The sequence below is a fragment of the Pseudomonas psychrophila HA-4 genome (assembly GCF_000282975.1).
In the GTDB taxonomy this organism is placed as follows: Bacteria; Pseudomonadota; Gammaproteobacteria; order Pseudomonadales; family Pseudomonadaceae; genus Aquipseudomonas; species Aquipseudomonas psychrophila_A.
The window spans coordinates 74,342-92,992 of sequence record NZ_ALJC01000025.1; the positions used below are offsets into that span (position 1 = coordinate 74,342).

16 protein-coding genes are annotated in these 18,651 nt (G+C 57.8%); 7 read left to right on the plus strand and 9 right to left on the minus strand.

Features of this window, described 5'->3' with window-relative positions; genetic code table 11:
• Positions 1 to 19: 19 nt before the first annotated feature.
• The 5 genes from B347_RS0103120 to B347_RS0103140 all read left to right on the plus strand — a co-directional run bounded on the left by B347_RS0103120 (position 20) and on the right by B347_RS0103140 (position 6,952).
• Positions 20 to 2,434 (plus strand): efflux RND transporter permease subunit, encoded by a 2,415-nt coding sequence (locus tag B347_RS0103120; RefSeq protein ID WP_019408250.1) that lies wholly within the window; start codon positions 20 to 22, stop codon positions 2,432 to 2,434.
• A gap of 223 nt (positions 2,435 to 2,657) precedes the next feature.
• Positions 2,658 to 3,482, plus strand: coding sequence for an SDR family NAD(P)-dependent oxidoreductase (locus tag B347_RS0103125; RefSeq protein WP_019408251.1), 825 nt, complete (start codon positions 2,658 to 2,660; stop codon positions 3,480 to 3,482).
• Positions 3,479 to 5,203 carry an FAD-dependent oxidoreductase gene (locus B347_RS0103130; RefSeq protein WP_019408252.1) on the plus strand — a complete coding sequence of 575 codons (1,725 nt, stop codon included), beginning with the start codon at positions 3,479 to 3,481 and terminating at the stop codon, positions 5,201 to 5,203. Before B347_RS0103125 ends, B347_RS0103130 begins: the two co-directional genes overlap by 4 nt.
• The gene (locus B347_RS0103135) at positions 5,200 to 5,538 is read left to right on the plus strand and encodes an NIPSNAP family protein (protein WP_019408253.1); all 339 of its coding nucleotides are present in this window, start codon (positions 5,200 to 5,202) and stop codon (positions 5,536 to 5,538) included. Before B347_RS0103130 ends, B347_RS0103135 begins: the two co-directional genes overlap by 4 nt.
• A gap of 49 nt (positions 5,539 to 5,587) precedes the next feature.
• Positions 5,588 to 6,952 carry an MFS transporter gene (locus B347_RS0103140; RefSeq protein ID WP_019408254.1) on the plus strand — a complete coding sequence of 455 codons (1,365 nt, stop codon included), beginning with the start codon at positions 5,588 to 5,590 and terminating at the stop codon, positions 6,950 to 6,952.
• Between the two features lie 92 nt (positions 6,953 to 7,044).
• Here B347_RS0103140 and B347_RS0103145 read toward each other — a convergent pair whose 3' ends face one another.
• The 6 genes from B347_RS0103145 to B347_RS0103170 all read right to left on the minus strand — a co-directional run bounded on the left by B347_RS0103145 (position 7,045) and on the right by B347_RS0103170 (position 13,366).
• On the minus strand, positions 7,045 to 7,932 hold the full coding sequence (locus B347_RS0103145) for a helix-turn-helix domain-containing protein (RefSeq protein ID WP_019408255.1): 888 nt from the start codon (positions 7,930 to 7,932) through the stop codon (positions 7,045 to 7,047).
• Positions 7,933 to 8,180: 248 nt separating this feature from the next.
• On the minus strand, positions 8,181 to 8,582 hold the full coding sequence (locus tag B347_RS0103150) for a hypothetical protein (RefSeq protein WP_019408256.1): 402 nt from the start codon (positions 8,580 to 8,582) through the stop codon (positions 8,181 to 8,183).
• A 79-nt stretch (positions 8,583 to 8,661) separates the two neighbouring features.
• Positions 8,662 to 10,380: an FAD-dependent oxidoreductase gene (locus B347_RS0103155; RefSeq protein ID WP_019408257.1), complete on the minus strand. Its 1,719-nt coding sequence runs from the start codon at positions 10,378 to 10,380 to the stop codon at positions 8,662 to 8,664.
• Between the two features lie 68 nt (positions 10,381 to 10,448).
• Positions 10,449 to 10,769 carry an NIPSNAP family protein gene (locus tag B347_RS0103160; RefSeq protein ID WP_019408258.1) on the minus strand — a complete coding sequence of 107 codons (321 nt, stop codon included), beginning with the start codon at positions 10,767 to 10,769 and terminating at the stop codon, positions 10,449 to 10,451.
• 21 nt (positions 10,770 to 10,790) lie between these two features.
• A complete protein-coding gene (locus B347_RS0103165; RefSeq protein WP_019408259.1) occupies positions 10,791 to 12,515 on the minus strand; it encodes an FAD-dependent oxidoreductase in 1,725 nt (574 codons plus the stop codon).
• Between the two features lie 32 nt (positions 12,516 to 12,547).
• A complete protein-coding gene (locus tag B347_RS0103170; RefSeq protein WP_019408260.1) occupies positions 12,548 to 13,366 on the minus strand; it encodes a shikimate dehydrogenase family protein in 819 nt (272 codons plus the stop codon).
• Between the two features lie 146 nt (positions 13,367 to 13,512).
• Here B347_RS0103170 and B347_RS0103175 point away from each other — a divergent pair, with 146 nt between their 5' ends.
• Positions 13,513 to 14,286, plus strand: a complete 774-nt coding sequence (locus B347_RS0103175) for an IclR family transcriptional regulator domain-containing protein (RefSeq protein ID WP_019408261.1) — start codon at positions 13,513 to 13,515, stop codon at positions 14,284 to 14,286.
• Positions 14,287 to 14,409: 123 nt separating this feature from the next.
• On the opposite strand, the gene B347_RS0103180 is transcribed toward B347_RS0103175, so the two are convergent.
• From B347_RS0103180 to B347_RS0103190, 3 genes are all read right to left on the minus strand, one after another.
• The gene (locus tag B347_RS0103180; protein WP_019408262.1) at positions 14,410 to 15,975 is read right to left on the minus strand and encodes a GMC family oxidoreductase; all 1,566 of its coding nucleotides are present in this window, start codon (positions 15,973 to 15,975) and stop codon (positions 14,410 to 14,412) included.
• Between the two features lie 12 nt (positions 15,976 to 15,987).
• Positions 15,988 to 16,548 carry a hypothetical protein gene (locus tag B347_RS0103185; RefSeq protein WP_019408263.1) on the minus strand — a complete coding sequence of 187 codons (561 nt, stop codon included), beginning with the start codon at positions 16,546 to 16,548 and terminating at the stop codon, positions 15,988 to 15,990.
• Positions 16,549 to 16,667: 119 nt separating this feature from the next.
• Complete coding sequence (locus B347_RS0103190) at positions 16,668 to 17,060, minus strand: VOC family protein (protein WP_019408264.1); 393 nt, start codon at positions 17,058 to 17,060, stop codon at positions 16,668 to 16,670.
• Positions 17,061 to 17,232: 172 nt separating this feature from the next.
• On the opposite strand from B347_RS0103190, the gene B347_RS0103195 reads away from it, so the two are divergent.
• Positions 17,233 to 18,630: an MFS transporter gene (locus B347_RS0103195; protein WP_019408265.1), complete on the plus strand. Its 1,398-nt coding sequence runs from the start codon at positions 17,233 to 17,235 to the stop codon at positions 18,628 to 18,630.
• The last annotated feature ends 21 nt before the right edge of the window (positions 18,631 to 18,651 follow it).

Sequence of the window (18,651 nt, forward strand, 5' to 3'; positions counted from 1 at the left end):
CGTGCAACAGGAGTCAGACTTGAAAGACGACAAAATCCAAACCGTGATCGGCCGCCTGGCGGACTTCGACCAGACTTCAGGCAACGTTGCCGAACGGGCGATCTTCAACCATCGACCGCTGGTTATCTTGCTGTGTCTGCTGGTGACCCTGCTGCTGGGGTGGCAGGCCACCCGTGTCGGCATCAACGCCAGTTATGAAAAGACCATCCCGACTGGCCATCCCTATGTCGCCAACTTCTTAGAACACCGTAGCGAGTTGAGCGGCTTGGGCAATTCGCTGCGCATCGCCGTGGAGGTCAAGGAAGGCAGCATCTTCACCCAGGACTACCTTGATACCCTGGCCAAGCTTAACGACGAACTCTACCTGCTGCCGGGTGTCGACCGCCCTTACATGAAGTCGTTATGGACGCCGACCACGCGCTGGACGGCGGTGACGGAAGAGGGCTTGGATGGCGGCACGGTAATCCCCGATGACTACGATGGCTCCGCCGCCAGTATTGAACAGGTGCGGACCAACGTCGCCCGGTCCGGCGAGGTCGGACAGTTGGTGGCTGGCAACTTTAAATCCAGTGTGATCTTCGTGCCCTTGCTGGATATCAACCCACAGACCGGAAAAGCCCTCGACTCCGGCGAGTTTTCTCGGCAACTGGAAGCCCTACGAGACAAGTACCAGACGGATAACCTACGGATTCACATCACTGGTTTCACCAAAATCGCAGGCGATCTGATCGAGGGGTTAACCCAAGTCCTGCTATTTTTCGTCGTCGCGGTAGTGATAACCATGGTGGTGCTCTATTGCTACACCCGCTGTGCACGCAGCACTTTGATGGTGGTGACGTGTTCACTGGTGGCAGTGCTCTGGCAATTGGGGCTGCTCGCCATCCTCGGTTATGAACTGGACCCTTACTCGGCGTTGGTGCCGTTTCTGGTGTTCGCCATCGGCATGAGCCATGGCGCACAGAAGATGAACGGCATCATGCAGGACGTTGGGCGCGGCACCCACCGCGTGGTGGCCGCGCGTTATACCTTTCGCCGTCTGTTCGCCGCAGGCATGACGGCGTTGCTCTGTGATGCCGTGGGGTTCGCTGTGTTGCTGTTGATTAATATCCGGGTAATCCAGGACCTGGCGATAACCGCCAGCCTTGGTGTGGCGGTGCTGATCTTCACCAACCTGATCATGCTACCGATCCTACTCAGCTATATCGGGGTCAGCCCGGCAGCGGCGCAGCGCAGCCTACGCTCGGAAACCGCCGAGCTGCAAGCGCAGATCAAACATCCGCTGTGGCGTTTTCTCGATTTGTTCACTCAGCGGCGCTGGGCCATTGGCGCGATGTTGGGCGGTCTGCTGTTGGCAGCACTCGGTTTTGCCGTGAGCCTACACTTGAAGATCGGCGATCTTGATCCCGGTGCGCCGGAGTTGCGGGCCGACTCGCGTTACAACCGCGATGCGCTATTTATGACGCGCAACTACGCAGCCAGCTCGGATATTTTTGTGGTCATGATCAAGACCCCAGAAGATCAGTGCACTCGCTACCCCAGCCTATCAGCGGTGGATGCGCTGGCCTGGAGGCTCGAGCAATTACCTGGCGTGGAGTCGACCACGTCCATGGCGGCGCTGAGCAAGATAGCCACAGTCGGTTACAACGAAGGTAACTTCAAATGGTATGAGCTGATTCCCAATGACGGCGCGTTGGGTGCGGTGCAGACCCGGGCGCCGCGAGAGCTGTTCAACCAGGGCTGTTCGATGCTGTCGCTTTACGTTTACTTGACTGACCACAAGGCCGACACCCTGAACCGAGTGGTGGAGGCCAGTGAGACATTTATCCGTGAGCATCAGGTGCCAGAGGTCAAGTTCATGTTGGCCGCTGGCAGTGCGGGGATCGAAGCTGCGACCAATATCGTGGTGAAGAAATCCATGCATGAAATGCTGTTCTGGGTATACGGCGCGGTCAGTCTGTTATGCCTGTTGACCTTCCGCAGTTGGCGAGCGACCCTCTGCGCGATGCTGCCACTGATCCTCACTTCAATTCTGTGTGAGGCGCTAATGGTGGTGTTGGGGATGGGCGTTAAAGTGGCGACACTGCCCGTCATTGCCCTCGGCGTGGGCATTGGCATCGACTACGCGCTCTATGTGTTGAGCGTGATTCTCGCTCGAATGCGCGCCGGAGACACCTTGCCCCAAGCCTATTATCAGGCGCTGCTGTTCACAGGAAAGGTGGTATTGCTGACCGCAATGACGTTGGCAGTCGCGGTGTCGACCTGGGCGTTTTCGCCAATTAAATTCCAGGCCGATATGGGCATTCTGCTGGCCTTCATGTTCTTGGTGAATATGCTGGGCGCCTTGATCCTGCTGCCAGCATTGGCTTGGCTTTTGTTGCCGCAAAAGGTCTTTGCAAAAAAGCCTGAAACGAGGCCGCTTACGCAGTCAGTTTAGGAGCGCTAAGGGGGCCAATACGGCTGCGCCAACGTTGACTTCGCCCACCGGCAGAACAAGGCCGGTCCTGTTGATCTAGGTGGCCAGCCGTCAGTCACCCCTGAGATTTTTGTAGGAAAAGTGCTGAGTATTGCGGGTTTTGTTCATTCTAGGGCCGCAGGTTGCGGCTTAACCTGATTCCAGTCGAAGTGTCGTTTGTCTGCGGCACACGCTGGAGAAGTGAATGAACAATTATAAGAGTAATGATTGGCTCGGCCTGAGCGGTGCTGTGTGTGTAGTGACAGGCGCCGCAGGGGGCATCGGTGCCGTTGTCGCGCGTGAATTGGTCAAGCAAGGTGCTTCGGTCGTATTGCTTGATTTGGATGTCAGCAAATGCACCGAGCTGGCCGCGAATTTGAGTGAGCACAGTGAGGTGCCAGTCAGCGCCTTAGCCTGTGATATCAGCGACGCAGGCAGTGTTCAGCAGGCCGCCGCGCAGGTGCAGGCACTCCATGGCCGTTGCGATGTTCTGGTCAACAACGCCAGCGTCCTGCGCGCGGCGTCCCTCGAGACCATAACGCTTGAACAATGGAATCAGGTGCTCTCGGTCAACCTCAGTGGCTACTTACTGTGCGCCCAGGCATTTGGGGCGCAAATGCTTGCTCAAGGCAGTGGCCGTCTCATTAATATCGCCTCTATTGCCGCCCATTCGCCGCAGCCTTGGAGCGGCGCTTACAGCACTGCCAAGGCCGGAGTCGCGATGCTTTCACGACAGTTCGCGGTGGAGTGGGGCGGCCGTGGCATCCGCAGTAATGCCATTTGTCCTGGGCTGATCCGTACCCCGCTGTCAGCAGCCTTTTACGCCGACCCCGACATCGAACGGCAACGTTGCGCCATGACTGCCAGCCGCCGCATTGGCGAGCCGCAGGACATAGCCGATGCCGTGTTGTTTCTCGCCAGCGCTCGATCCAGCTATATCAATGGCACCGAATTGGTCGTAGATGGCGGTTTTGAAAGTATGCCGATGGCATTGTTGCCGCGGCCAGGTTTCGTGGGGTCGCGACCATGAATCGGGTGTGCGATGTGCTTGTCATCGGTGCCGGGGCGGGTGGGCTCAGTACTGCAATCGTCGCGAAAAAGGCCGGTCTTGATGTGATTGTCATTGAGAAGGCCGATTTTTTCGGAGGTACCACCGCATTTTCTGGCGGGGTTTTGTGGATTCCCGACAACCACCTGGGCAAGGCGCAAAACAGCGGCGACAGCCCTGACTTGGCCAGAACTTACTTGCGTGCTGAGGCCGGCAAGCATTACAACGCACCGGCGGTGGATGCGTTTCTGGAGAACGGCCCGAAGATGGTCGAGTTCTTCGAGCGCGAGACCTGCGTTAAGTTTGTGCCCACCTTGTATCCGGACTATCACCCTGACGCGCCCGGGGGGCTCGCCATCGGCCGTTCGATCCTCGCCGCGCCGTTCGATATTCGGGAGTTAGGGGCTGATATGAAGCGTTTGCGGCCCCCGCTTAAAACCATCACGTTCATCGGCATGATGTTCAACTCGTCCAACGCTGATTTAAAACACTTCTTCAATGCTACGCGCTCGCTGACGTCGTTCATTTACGTGGCCAAGCGGCTGGGTACGCATATGCGCGAGATGGTGATGTATCGGCGCGGTACTCAGGTGACCAGCGGCAATGCCTTGGCAGCGCGACTGGCCAAGTCGGCGCTTGATCTTGGCATTCCTATTGTCACCGGAGTCGCCGCTCGGCAATTACTCAAGGAAAAAGATCGTATTACGGGTGTGCTGGCTTCTGGCGCCCAAGGCGAATTTCGCATCGATGCACGCCGCGGCGTGGTCTTGGCGAGTGGTGGCTTCTCCCATGACACGCAGCGATTGCGCGAGGCTTACCCCCATGTGAAACGCGGAGGTGAGCATTTTTCGCCGGTACCCGACAGCAATACTGGCGACAGTCTGCGAATGGCTGAAGCCGTGGGCGGCCAAGTGGATATTTGTCTGCAAGCCGCGGCTGCTTGGATGCCGGTCTCGAAAGTGCCAACCGGTGACGGAGAGTTCACCGCATTCCCGCACCTTCTGGATCGCTACAAACCCGGCATCATTGGCGTCGATGTCGCGGGGCGTCGCTTCACCAATGAATCCAACTCTTACCATGACGTCGGTGAGGCCATGATCAACAACGACGCGACGCGCAGCCAGACCGCCATGTGGCTGGTCTGCGATGCCCGGACGCTGGGCAAGTACGGCCTGGGTTTTGCCAAGCCATCCCCCATGCCTCTGGGTACGCTGTTGCGCAATGGTTACCTGTTAAAGGGCCGTACGCTGGCTGAGTTGGCGCTCAAGGCGGGCATTGACGGCCCCGGGCTCGAGCAAACAGTTGAGCGCTACAACCAAGGTGCAAGCGTAGGCAAGGACGTTGAGTTTGGCCGTGGTACGACAGCATTCAACCGCTTCCTGGCGGATCCGCAACATAAGCCCAACCCCTGCGTGGCACCTATCGGTGCGGGACCTTACTACGCGGTCAAATTGGTGATGGGCGATTTGGGGACTTTCGATGGGCTGCGAACCAGCACCGTGGGTGAAGTATTGGACCAGAAAAACAGCCCGATCCCAGGGCTCTATGCGGTGGGCAATGACCGCGCCAGCATCATGGGTGGGAATTACCCCGGCGCCGGTATCACCTTGGGACCCATCATGACGTTTGGTTTCATCACCGGCCGTCATTTGGCCAAGACCTCTTTGGGCACTGAAAATACCGAAAAGGAGCAGGTCGCATGATCCTATCCAAGCCAGTCGTTGATCATCGCATTTACACCATCGTGCCCCGCGGGATGGCTGAATTTCTCAACGCGTTCGACCAGTTGGCGATGCCTTTGCTACTCAAGCATTTGGGCGCACCGCTGGCGTTCTACACCAGCAGCATCGGCCCGCTGAACCAGGTGGTTCATCTATGGGGTTACGACAGCCTCGACGACATGGAAAAGCGCAGCATGGCCCGCGACAGTGATCCAGATTTCGGCGCTTATCTACAGGCGACCCGTCATCTGATCGTGGCTCAGGAAACACGCATTATCAGACCCGTGCACTTGGCAAGCTTGGGTCACCCCAAGTAAGCGACCTACACGCTTGAGTCACCACAATAATAAAAATGAGGGACACTCGATGGACCAGCAAAAAACGATTGATGTGAGTGAGTGGATCGATACTCACCCGGTGGGTCGCTTTCAGAAATGGGTTGTATTCTTCGGCTTTTTGATCATCGCCCTTGATGGTTTCGACGTCGCCATCATGGGCTTTATAGCACCGCAGTTGAAAGCGGAATGGGGTTTGGGGCCGCAGGCGTTGGGTCCGGTGCTTAGCGCTGCGTTGATCGGGTTAGCGGTCGGTGCATTAACGGCCGGGCCGCTGGCTGATCGGTATGGCCGAAGGATCGTGCTGCTATGCAGTATCGGCTTGTTCGGGGGGCTGACCATCGCGACAGCCTTCGCCTCGGATGTGCAAACCTTGGTCGCCTTGCGCTTTTTGACCGGCCTTGGTCTGGGCGCCGCAATGCCGAACGCAAGTATCCTCGTGAGTGAGTACGCACCGGCACGCAGCCGTTCATTCTTTATCACCGTCGCTTTTTGCGGTTTCTCGTTAGGGGCGGCGGTGGGAGGTTTTGCCAGCGCCTGGATGATCCCGAATGTGGGATGGCAAAGTGTATTGGTACTGGGCGGTGTCTTGCCGTTACTGGTGCTACCGATCCTGTATTGCAAACTACCGGAGTCAGTGACCTTTTTGGTGTCGCAACGTGCGGCGCCTGAACGTATTCACGCCATCATGAAGCAGCTGGCGCCTGATCTGGTAACGGCTAACTTAACGTTTCTGATGCCCCAGGTGGGCAAGCCTGCGGCTGGCGCCATTGGTCTGGTGCTATCGCGGCGCTATCTGTTTGGCACGCTGATGCTCTGGCTCGGCTACATCATTGCTCTGTTTATGGTTTACCTCTTTAGCGGCTGGTTGCCCACGTTGATAAAAGAGGTCGGCCAATACAGCGTTGCTGATGCGGCTGTGGTCACGGCTATTTTTCAGATCGGTGGTCCAGCGGGTGCCATTTTCGTGGGCTGGGCGATGGATCGTTGGGGCAAGCGTAACGTGTTGACGCTTGCATTTCTGGGCTGCGGTGTGGCGATCTTTGCCATCGGCCAGTCCACCGGTCATTTTGTTTTACTGTGTGCAGTCGCCTGTATCGTCGGCTTTGGGCTCAACGGGGTGTCTGTCGGCATGAACGCATTGGCGGCTAGTTATTACCCCACTCAAGCCCGCGCCACGGGCGCTAGCTGGATGAGCGGTGTCGGTCGGATAGGGGCCGTTTTGAGTGCATTCGCAGGTGCGCAGATGCTCAGTCTGGGTTGGTCGCTGGCGGAGATCTGCATGACGATGCTGATTCCGGCCGGCGTTGCCGCGTTGGCGATTTATTGCCAGTGTCGGCACGCCTCTCGATTGACACACCCTTTGCAGTCGGCCGAGAAGGTCGCGCTCTCATGAGTGCCCAGACACACAGGGGCCATGTTGGGGTAATTACGCGGGCCGCTACAAGAATGGGTCACGCTACCGCGCTTGCTGGCTGAAGAGAGGGCTCACTGGCGCGAGGCGTGGGCCTGCTGGCGAAACTCGCTGGGGCTGAGTTGGGTGTGTTTGCGAAAGAATCGGCTGAAGTAGCCGACATCGAGATAGCCCATGCCATGGGCTATCTGCTTAACGCTTTGGGATGAATGGGCTAACTCGCGCTTGGCCTCAAGGATCAGCCTGGCGTTCAGCAAGGTCATTGGCGTCATTCCCAACTGTTCATGACACAGCCGTCCTAGGGTTACCACGGTAATACCGAGGCGACTGGCGTAGTCATTGAGCGACAAGTGTTCGCGAAAATGCTGATTCGCCAATTCGCGAAAGGCAATGATCTGCTGGCTGCGTCGATCATGATGGTGCGCAGGCAGGCCTTCGGTGTCCTCGCTCAGGCGTAGCATCTGGATCACCAGTGCGAGGAGTAGTGACATGCTGCACGCAACGTGCTCGCGCCCACGGCCGTGATACTCCTCGTACAACGCTCGATACAGCGGCATCAGCGGGTTATCGACAGGCTCCCAATGCGGTAGCGCCACGATATAGGGCTTCTGGATCTGCGGTAATAGGCGGGGGGAGAGCACCTGGATGATGTTTTCCAGCGGGTGCTGGACGGCTGTAATCACGTGCCCGTCGACCCGTCCGTGCCAAGCGAAGCCATGGACGATTTGTTCAGGGATAAATAGCAAGCACGGGGCCTTGACCTTGACCCACTGGTTGTCCAGTAGCACTTCGCCTTCGCCACTTTGCAGGTACAGCATCTGTAACAGCCCGTCGTGTCGATGGGCGGCGATCTCCCAGTTGTAACTACCGGAGCGGTGTGAGATTGATTCGACGTGTAGGAAGTCATGCCAGACCGGCGGAGTCGACTCGCCGAACAGGACATAGTAGGGAATCGTGTTCATTATATTTATAGTCTACGAGAGTACCTGGGCCCTACCTTAGCGAAGTTTTTTGGCGTTGGCTCATTGCCCCTCTTAATGGGTGTAAAAGTCTCGATAGTTGTCGGTTTTGTCCATGCTTGGGCGTGCTGTCGTATGAGTAGGCTAGGTATTACTATTCGTTTACATGCATCGATGTAATGAGTGATTAATTACAACGCTTAGTCATTGTTTGCGTTGTGTGCGTGTTGGTGAATACCGATGCGGAGCGTTTATTTATTCTTGAAAAAGTCATCAACGATGAGCGTTTTCTCCGTCGAAAAAATGGACTCGTAGATTGCTTCATGTAGAACGCCACGAACTAACCATGCGCTAGCGTTATAAGCACGGGCCTTATTGAAAAACGCTAGGTGCCTTTCGTCTCCGAGTTCAAAGAGTCTGAATTGTTGCTCCTCCATCTCGGCGATAAGTTCGTCGAACAGCGCGGGATCATTTTTTGAAAGTGCGACAACTATATCGGCTGTGTTTAAGCCCGCTTCATTGGCTGCCCACAAGACGATACGCGTTGCCACTTCCATCTTTTTGCTTGGGGTGAGAGCGTCCAATGCATCCTGAACATCTGGATAACTGGACGCCAATCGTGCAGGCATTGCCTTTTTTTCCGTAGTGCTCATTGCAGACTCCCGATGGCTTTTTGATCACCTCGCGAGCGCTCATCTGCCCGGCGGTCTTTCACCGTTATAAAGGGGCCAGTTAATCGGGTATTTTTTCGTTCACTGCCTGGCCGGCAAGCACTCTGGCTGCGATGTAACCGAAGGTCATACCCGGACCGAGAGTGATGCCACCGCTTGGGTAATGGCCGTTCATGATGCTGTTCATGTCATTGCCCACGACAAATAGCCCTTGAATGGGCGAGTCGTGTTCGTCTAATGCCCGCGCGCAGGCATCGGTTTTTAGACCGGCGAAAGTGCCGAGGCTGCCGGGCACCAGCTTAACCGCGTAGAACGGCCCTTTGCGCAGGCTACCAAGGGACGGGTTTGGCCCGTGCAGAACTTCGCCTTGGGCTTTGTTGTAGTGCGATTCTCCGCGATGGAAGAGCGGGTCACGACCACGTTCGGCGTCAACGTTAAAGGCGCTGACGGTGGCTTCCAATTGTTGCTCATCAATGCCGCATTGGCGTGCCAACTCGATCAACGTTGGGGCCTTTAGCAAGTATCCCTCGCGTATGTACCGCGCAGTTGGGAATGGAAAGGGTTTGGACCAGCCCAGGCCATAGCGACGTTGGGCATGGTGATCGCAGATCAGCCAAGATGTCGGGGTTTGTCCCGAACCCGTGGCTGCAAACAGCGCGCACATGTAGTCGTGGTAGGAGTCGGCCTCGTTGACGAAGCGTCGGCCATCTTGGCGCACGGCGATGAACCCGGGTTTGGCTCGTTCCATCAGGTGCGGAAAACCGCTGAACCCACCATCTTTGCGCTGCACACGCGACACCGGTGCCCACGCGGCGGCATTGCTCAGGTCGGAGGCCACGCATGCCCCGACGCTTTCGCCCAAGCGCAGGCCATCGCCGGTGTTGCCCTTGGGGGCAGCGCTGAAATGTTCGGTGCCATGGGGCGCATGCTTGAAAAGGCGGGCGATGCGCTGCCGGTCGTGGGGGAAGCCACCGCAAGCGAGCACTACACCACGTCGGGCTCGAATTTCGATCAGGCGTCCAGCAGACTCGACGCGTGCCCCGGCCACGCGTTCACCCTCACGTAGCAGTTCTCGCACGGGCGTATCAGTTAGCAGGCGGACCTTGCATTCCAGGGCGCTTTTTAGCAGCCGGGCGACCAGTGCATTGCCGTTCACCAGGTGCATGCCCCGACCATGGCGGAGCAGGTCGCGGGCGTGGCGCAGCAGGCGCTTACCGGCGTAAAGCAATGAGGAGGGTGACTGGCGGGCATTGAGGAAGTGGTTGAGGTCGGCGCCGCCAGCAATGCCCATTCCTGCCAGGCTGATCATGTCGAGCGGGGGTCGTAGTTTGTTGATCCAAGGGCCAAGGAGGCGACCGTCAAAGGGTTGCGCACAGACCGAGCGCCCCCCTTTTGCGTGGCCCTCGCTGGCGTGGAAATCAGGCATCTTGCTACCAGAGAAAAACTGCACCGCTGTATGGCGTTGGAAAAAATCAACCATCTTCGGGCCTTGTTCTAAGAACGCTTCGACGCGAGGATCGAGCACTTCGCTGTGCAGTTCGTTACGCAGGTACACCCTCGACTGCTCCACGTCTTCAACGATACCGTCGGCGATGGCCAATGGGTTGCGCGGAATCCACAGCCAGCCCCCCGACCAAGCGCTGGTACCGCCTAGTTGCGGCTCCTTTTCCACCACGATGACGTCGAGGTTAAGTTGCCCGGCAGTCACCGCCGCTGCCAGCCCTGAGGCACCAGAGCCGACGACTAGGACATCACAAAGCAGGGGGTCGCTGATGCACATAAAAATTACCGCGAGAGTGAATGGGGTTGGCCGCTCCCGAACAGAAGCGGCGCGATGCTGCGACGGGCTTACTTGAGCGGGGAAAAGTCGGTTGGACGCAGCAGTCGCGACTCCAACGTCACCACCGCATCCAGCGCCTTGTTCTGCCGCGCGAATTCCTGCCAACGCGCATCTGCCGCCATGGCGTTGCGGCGTGTCATGCGATCGTCAAGGCTGTCATAGCCCCAGATGTGCACCACTTGATTGACCTCACCTATTTCGGTCGTGAAGAAGCCAACCAGATTGCCCAAGTGTTCTTGCTGCACGGCCAATGCGGCGCTTTTGTACAGGGCCAGCCAGTCGCCGAGCTTGGTTGGTTTAATCGTATAAGTGCGCAGTTCGTAGTACATGGTGTTCTCCAGTGCAGATGGTTATGTCGTGTGTTGATCGAGTCGGCGGGCGATATCACTGGCGGCGAGGTAGCCGAAAGTGATGCCGGGGCCAAGGGTGATTCCGGGACCTGGGTAGGTGCCGTCCATGATTGAGTTCATTTCGTTGCCAGCGGCGTAGAGTCCGGGGATCGGCGTGTTGCTGCGATCAAGTACGTTGGCCTGGCCATTAGTGACGAGTCCACGGGCTGAACCCAAGTCGCCGGTAAACAAACGCACGGCATAGAACGGCGCTTTGAGCAGCGGTTTTAGGCATGGATTCGGCTGATGTAGCGGGTCGCCCATGTACCGGTTGTAGGCCGTACTGCCCTTGCCGAACTGGCGGTCGACACCCTGTTCGGCATCGGCGTTGAACTGCGTCAGGGTGTGTTCCAGAGCGCTCGCGTCGATGCCTGCGATGCGCGCCAATTCGCTGAGGCTGTCGGCACGCAGCAGATAACCCGCCTCGATCAGAGCACTGTTGTCGACGGGACGCGGTCGTGCCAGGCCCATGCCATAGTTGTTCAGGGCTTCGCTGTCACAGATCAACCAACAGGGGGCGTTCGCGCCGTTATTGGCGAACATGCCCTCGACGAAATGGTGGTAGGAGTCGGATTCATTGACGAAGCGTTGTCCGGCACGGTTGACCGCGATCACGCCAGGTTTGGCGCGATCGGTGACCAGATGCGGAAAGCGTTCTACGCTGCCGTCGGCCTTGTGCAACACAGAGACCGGGGCCCAGAAGAAATTCGCTGACAGGTTGTGACCGATTGCAGCGTTGACCGACGCAGCCAACCGTTGCCCGTCACCGACGTTGGCGGGCGGTGACATGCTCCAGTGCTCCGAATCCGTGTAAGGTCGCTGTTCTGCGGCTTGCGCTCCGGCAGCAAAACCGCCCATGGCCAGCACCACACCCCCACGTGCGAATACCGAATGGGTGACTCCGCCTCTGGAAATCTGTACCCCCATGACCGAGCCCTGTTCGGTGATCAACCCTTCGGGCGTCGCCTGGAGCCATATATCGACTCCGTTGGTCAGGGCAGTGGTGGCCAGGCGCGCAATCAAGGCATTGCCCACGGTCAGGCGGGTGCCGCGTGGGTGGCTGAGACGGTCGATGGCATACCGGCCCATCAGTTTTAGGCAGTGCCAAAGGGACTTCGGCGAACGCTTGAAACTCAAAAAGTGCTGAATGTCGACACGGTTGACCATCATGCCGCCGAATAGCAGCATGCCGTCCGGGGGGCGTTTGAGGTCTTTGAAATGCTCACCAAGGCGGCGCCCGTCGTACTCGTCTATTTCCAGCGCACGGCCGGTTTGAGTGCCTCCCGGCAAGTCCGGGTAATAGTCGGGCGACAGCGGCCGCAAGCTATATTTGAGTTCGCTGTGGGTTTCAAGGTACCGCAGGGCTTCACGCCCCTGCTCGATGAAGGCATCGATCAATTGCGGGTTGTAGCCGACACCGATCACCTCTTTCAGGTAACGGCGCATCTGTTCGGCGGGCAGGTGATGCCCGGCAGCCCGCGCCTGATCGGTATCGTGCAGCCACACAGCCCCACCGGAAATCGCCGATGTACCGCCGAAGGCATTGGTCTTTTCCACCAGCAAGACCTTGAGACCGTGGCAACTGGCAGTCACTGCGGCGGCGAAACCGGCGGCCCCGCTACCCAGGACAATCACGTCATAGCTCAGGTCTGCATCAGCAGGCGGCAGAGAGGTCGTAGTGTTCATTGTTAACGCCTGTTAAAGACACGGCCGGAAAATCAGATATCCAACGGAGTCACGCCCATGAAGTGACCGAGGTTGCCCAACTGGGCCAGGGCCATTTCGGGGCCAGTCTGAATTGGGCAGCCGAGGCTTCGGGCAAAGGCGAGAAACGGTGTCACGGCGGGTGATGTCACGACATCGGTCACCAGGGTGTTGGCGCTTAGGGTTTCCATCAGCGCTGCTGGCAAAGGCAGAGGACCGTCATCGCTGGTTGCACCCATGCCGACGGGTGAGGCATTGACGACAAGGTCGAAGTGCTCAAGCGAGGCTGGCCTGGTACTGATCACACTCTCGGGGAACGTTCTGCGCAAGAGTTCACCGAGCACCTCGACACGCTCGTCACTGATGTCGCTGATCACCAAGTGGCTGACCCCGGCTTGGCACAACGAATACGCAATTGCGCTGCCGACGCCGCCAGTGCCGATGACCAGGGCCTGTTTGTTTTTTGGATTGAAACCGTGCTTGCGAGCAGCGTTGAGAAACCCTTCGCCGTCCACTATATCGCCCACCAGTCGGCCGTCGGGTTCGCGGCGAATCACATTGACCGAGCGCAGCGCTGCCGAGCGTTCACTGACGCTGTCCAGGCGGCTGGCCAACATCTGCTTGTAAGGCACGGTCACCACGCAGCCGCGCAAGTTTTGCCAGCCGCGCAGGGTCTGGAGGAAGTCATCCAAAGCCGGCTGTGCAAGGTCGATGGCGAGCATGACGACGTTCTGCTGGTGGTCGGTGAACCAGCGATTGAAGTTTTCCGGCGATTTCACCTGGGCTATAGGTGAGCCGACGATGGCGACCAGTTCAGTCGAACCCTGAATCATGGGATGTTCCCGCTTATTGGCTGTGTTGTAGGGCCAATACTGCAAGCGGTGAACACAGCGAACAATCGAGCTTGAGAAGGATCAAGTTGATAATCGCATCGTCAGTGCGATAATCGCAGTCAATGTGCAATAAAAGAGTCCGAGTGATGAAGCAACCCACCATCCACCCCCGGGATTTGATCGTCGGCCTGCAAAAAGGCCTTGCGCTGTTGCAGTTGTTTTCTCAGGAGCACCCGCGCCTGAGCGTGCCTGAAGTGGCGCGCATGGCCGGTCTGACCCAGAGCGCGGCCCGGCGTTTTCTTCTGACCTTGGTGCATGACGACTTTGCGCAGACTGACGGCCGCCACTACTGGTTAACCGCCAAGACCTTGCGTATCGGACAGGCCTATGTCGATTCCGCCGTGCTGCCGCGCATGTTGCGGCCCATTGTCGAGCAGGTGGCGCGTACCACCCAGGAGCATGTGTCGGTAGGTGTTCGCGACGGTGATGACATTGTCCATGTGGTGCGCAGTCGTTATAGCCACATAACCTCAATGTCGATCCGCCCCGGGTCACGGGTGCCGATGTATTGCACCGGCAGCGGACGACTGTGGCTCGCGAGTTTTTCGCAAGAAGCGCTTGGCGCTTATTTCACACGCAACCCGCCCCAAGCCATCACGCCTTACACACTCACCGACGAAGCAATGATCCGCCGCGAAATCAGCTTGGCGGGCGAGCGGGGTTACGTAATGGTGGATCAGGAATACGAAGTGGGCATGCGGGTGCTGAGCGTGCCGCTGATTGATCGCGAAGGGCAATTGCAGGCAACGTTGACGTTAACCACGCACGCGTCGCGCATGACGGTTGAGGAGATGCGTGAGCGGTATTTGTCGGCGCTTTACGAAGGCCAGGCGCTGCTGCGGCCAATCATGACGCTGTGAACTTCATGAGCCATGGAACGGCGCATCAGAGCGCGTGTGCAGTAGCAATCTTTTGATACCGAGGCAAAAACCGATATCAAAAGATCGCAGCTTTCAGCATCTCCAAAGTGGGTTTTTTGTCAATTACGCCGCCTTAGTCTTCAACGCCTCGGCAATGTAATCAGCTTGTCGAATGGCCAGGCTGACGATAGTCAACGTAGGGTTCTCGGCGGCGCTGGTGGTGAACTGGCTCCCATCCGAGATAAACAGATTGGGCACCTCGTGGCTCTGGCCATGTTTATTGCACACCCCATCTGCTTCTTTAAGGCTCATGCGGCAGGTGCCCATGTTGTGGGTTGAAGGGTAGGGCGGAACCCGATGTGTTTTCAGCGCGCCGACCGCTTCGTACACCGCGCTGCCTTGTTTGAAAGCGTGCTCACGCATGGCCAGGTCATTAGGGTGGTCGTCGTAGTGCACGTTGGCCACGGGTATGCCCAAGTGGTCCTTGGTGTCGCTCAACGTGATGCGGTTAGTTTCGCGGGGCATGTCTTCACCCACCAACCACATGCCCGCCAGGTGCGTGTAGTTGTCCATCACGCGGGTAAAGTCCCGACCCCAAGCGCCCGGATTGAAAAACGCGGCCATGAACGAAGGCCCGAGCGAGATGGTTTCCATCTCATAGCCACCCACAAAACCGCGATCAGGGTTGAAGTGCGCTTCGTCGCTGATCAGGCCCGCCATGATGGTGCCTCGGTAAAAGTGCACCGGGTCGCTGAACTCAGCAAAAACCGAGCCGGTGGTGTGGCGCATGTAGTGCTTGCCGACCATCCCCGCGCCATTGCTCAACCCGTGTGGGAACAGCGTGCTGGATGAGTTCAGCAGCAATCTCGGGGTTTCGATGGCATTGCCGGCAATGGCCACGATGCGACCTTTTTGCCGCTGCAATTGGCCCTTGGCATCGGCATAGACCACGGCGTTGGCGTGACCTTTGGCGTCGTGTTCAATACGGACCGCATGCGCCTGGGTGCGCAGGTCAAGCTTGCCGGTGGCTTCGGCGGCGGGAATCTCGGTGTACAGCGTTGACCACTTTGCGCCCATTTTGCAGCCCTGAAAACAGAACCCAAGCTGCATGCATTGTGCGCGGCCATCGCGCCCACGGCTGTTGATTGCCATGTGCCCGGTCGAGCAGTGTTTGTAGCCCAGTTTCGTGGCGCCGTTGTACATCACCTGGAAGTTGTTGTTGCCGGGTAACCCCGCAATATCGTTGGTGCGCGTAACCCCCATCTTGTTTTCGGCGCGTTCGTAATAGGGCTCCAGTTCGGCCAAGGTCAAAGGCCAGTCCAACAGGCTGGCGCCTTTGACGTCACCGTACATTTGGCGAGCGCGAAATTCGTGCTCTTGCAGGCGAATACTGGCGCCTGCCCAGTGACTCGTGGTGCCGCCCACGGTTTTGCAGATCCAGGCGGGCAGGTTGGGGAAGTCTTTGGCAATCTGCCAGGAGCCCGATGTGGTGCGGGTGTCGCCCCAAGACAGTTGCGCAAACGAGGGCCATTCATCGTTGATGAACGTCGCCGGGGATTGCCGAGCGCCGGCCTCAAGCAGCACCACCGGGATGCCCTTTTGGCATAGCTCGTTGGCCAGTGTGCCGCCCCCTGCGCCGGAACCGATGATGATTACCACTGAATCGTCGTCAAAACTGTAAGTCGTCATGTTCGCTGCTCCTCACGAAAACGCACTGGGACTGGCTTCGGCTGGCGCGGCGGGTAGCCACTTCAGGTCGTTGAAGCCACGCATCAGGTAGCCGCCCTTAGGAAAGGAAGCGCCTTCGTAGCCAAAGTGCTCATAAGCCAGTTCATTGCTGTAGAGCGAATTGACCGAGGTGCCGCGCACCTGTTTGAAAAACGCCGAATCCTGGATTTTTTCGAGCAGGGCGACTTGCTGGTTTTCATTGAGGCTCGACCAGTTGCCGCCTGCCAGGGTGTCCAGTTCAGACAAGCCTTTCTCAAGCTGCGGCAACAAGGAAGGATCGGCCGACGCGCGCTCATCAAGCGCCTTTACGGCGAAGGCATAGACAGCGTCTTCCATACGGTCATGGGGGTAAATGCGGCGCACCACGAGCAGCAGCTTCGACGCTGTCTCGCTGGGCAGCGTGTTCATTTCCATGGCCCATGACCGGCTGGGAGCCAGTAACGCGATGGGGCCAGAGCCGAACATGAGGGTGCCTAACAACAAACCGCCACTTCCTTGCAGGAAACGACGACGATTGACCTTTAGGTCTTGCATGAAATGTCTCCTTTTTATTTTTATTTAGGAGTAACAGTGTCACAGGCAAATCTTGGGTCTGGGCTTCACGGGAAAGGTAATAGGGCGCTAATGCGTAACGCCTGTCCAGTCAGCCGTTTTTATTGGTAGTGACCTCCACGCTGTAATACCTCGATCTTGTAGCCATCGGGGTCTTGGATAAAAAAGAAGCGCGCAAGCAATGCACCGTCCCGTTTGAACTCCTTGATCGGAGCAGGCGATAGCTTCAGCTCGGTTAGCCGGTTGAACTGCTGATCGAGATCATCCACCACAAAGGCGGTGTGCCCGTAGCCCGTGCCATGGGTGTACTCGGTCTGGCCCTTGTTCCAGGTCAGCTCAATTTCTGCGCCGCTTTCGACATCCCGCAAATACACCAGAGAAAAATCATCGAAGTCCAGGCGATGAGATTCGATGAGCCCAAACGCCTGCTGATAGAAATCCATGGATTTTTCGAGATCGCCTACGCGGATCATGCTGTGAATAAACTTTGCCATTGCCCTACCTGCTTTTTTTGGAAGTGCTGTTTCTTGTTATAAGCCCCTTCCAATTGATCATGAGCCGAAGCGCAGGCCGATAGGTAATAGAGGGGTACTACGTTTTTCACCCTTCTATTCACGCATCGAGCGTAAAGTGTTGGGCGTTTCCATCGCTGAACAGAGGTGCCTGATGTCCCCACGCCGTTCAACCCTGATTGCCCTGTTGGTGGCCGTCACGTTCTTTATGGAGAACCTCGACGCCACGGTGATCAGTACCGCGTTGCCGGATCTGGCAAGGACATTTGGCGTTACCGCCGTGGACGTGAACATCGGCATGAGCGCCTACATGCTGGCAGTGGCGGTGTTTATTCCGCTCAGTGGCTGGTTGGCCGACCGCTTCGGCTCGCGGCGAGTTTTTAGCGTGGCCATCGTGCTGTTCAGCCTGTCCTCGTTGATGTGCGGCATGAGTGAAAGCCTCGAAACATTTGTGATAGCGCGGGTGCTGCAAGGCATCAGCGGAGCGCTGATGGTGCCTGTCGGGCGCTTGGCGGTGCTGCGCTCCACCGAGAAGAAAGACCTGGTGCGAATGATTTCATTCATCACCTGGCCCGGTCTGGTAGCCCCGATACTCGGCCCGCCGGTGGGCGGCTTTATCGTCACTCACGCTTCATGGCCTTGGATCTTCTACCTCAATCTACCCTTGGGCCTGCTCGCGCTGATTGGCGCCTTGGTGTTAATTCCTAAGGAGCACGAGGTCAGTACCCGAACCTTCGATTTCAGTGGTTTTGTGCTGGTGGGCATCGCCAGTTCGGCGTTGTTGTATGGCGTGGAAATGCTTGGGCAAAATCGCGCCAGTCTCTTGCCGGGCCTGATGCTGAGCGGTGCTGGTGTGTTGCTCGGTATGTTTGCCTGGCGCCACATGCGCCAGCACGTGCAACCGTTGCTGGCGCTGGGCGTGATGAGTGTGCGGACCTTTAGCGTGAGCCTGCTCGGCGGGTCGGTTTTTCGAGTAGCGATCAGCACCTTGCCGTTCTTGCTGCCGCTGATGTTCCAACTGGCATTCGGCCTTTCGGCATTCGACGCTGGGCTGTTGGTGCTGGCGGTATTTGCCGGCAACTTGGCCATGAAGCCGTTCACCACGTGGGTGATGCAACGTTGGGGCTTTCGACCCGTATTGATGGTCAATGGCGTCCTCGGGGTGCTGGCGATTGCTGCCTGCGCCTTGCTGGATGAACACATGAGCTGGGCGTTGATTATGTTCATCCTGTTTATGGGCGGCTTATCCCGCTCTATGCAGTTCACCGTCTACAACACCTTGGGTTTTGCCGACGTGCCCAAACTCCAGATGAGTGATGCGTCGACCTTGTTCAGTATGTTCTTCCAACTGAGCATGGCGATGGGCGTGGCCATTGGCGCTTTGTTGCTGCGCTTTGCCATGAACCTCCATGGCAATGAGGGGCAGGCGCAAACAGTCGACTTTCAACTGACCTTCCTGTGTGTGGCAGTGATCGCAACCCTCGCGTTGCTGGATAACCTGCGGCTACCACCCAAGGCCGGGGAGTCGGTGTTGCACAAGGGGGAGGGCTGAGCGTGCTGACGGCTTTGCGTT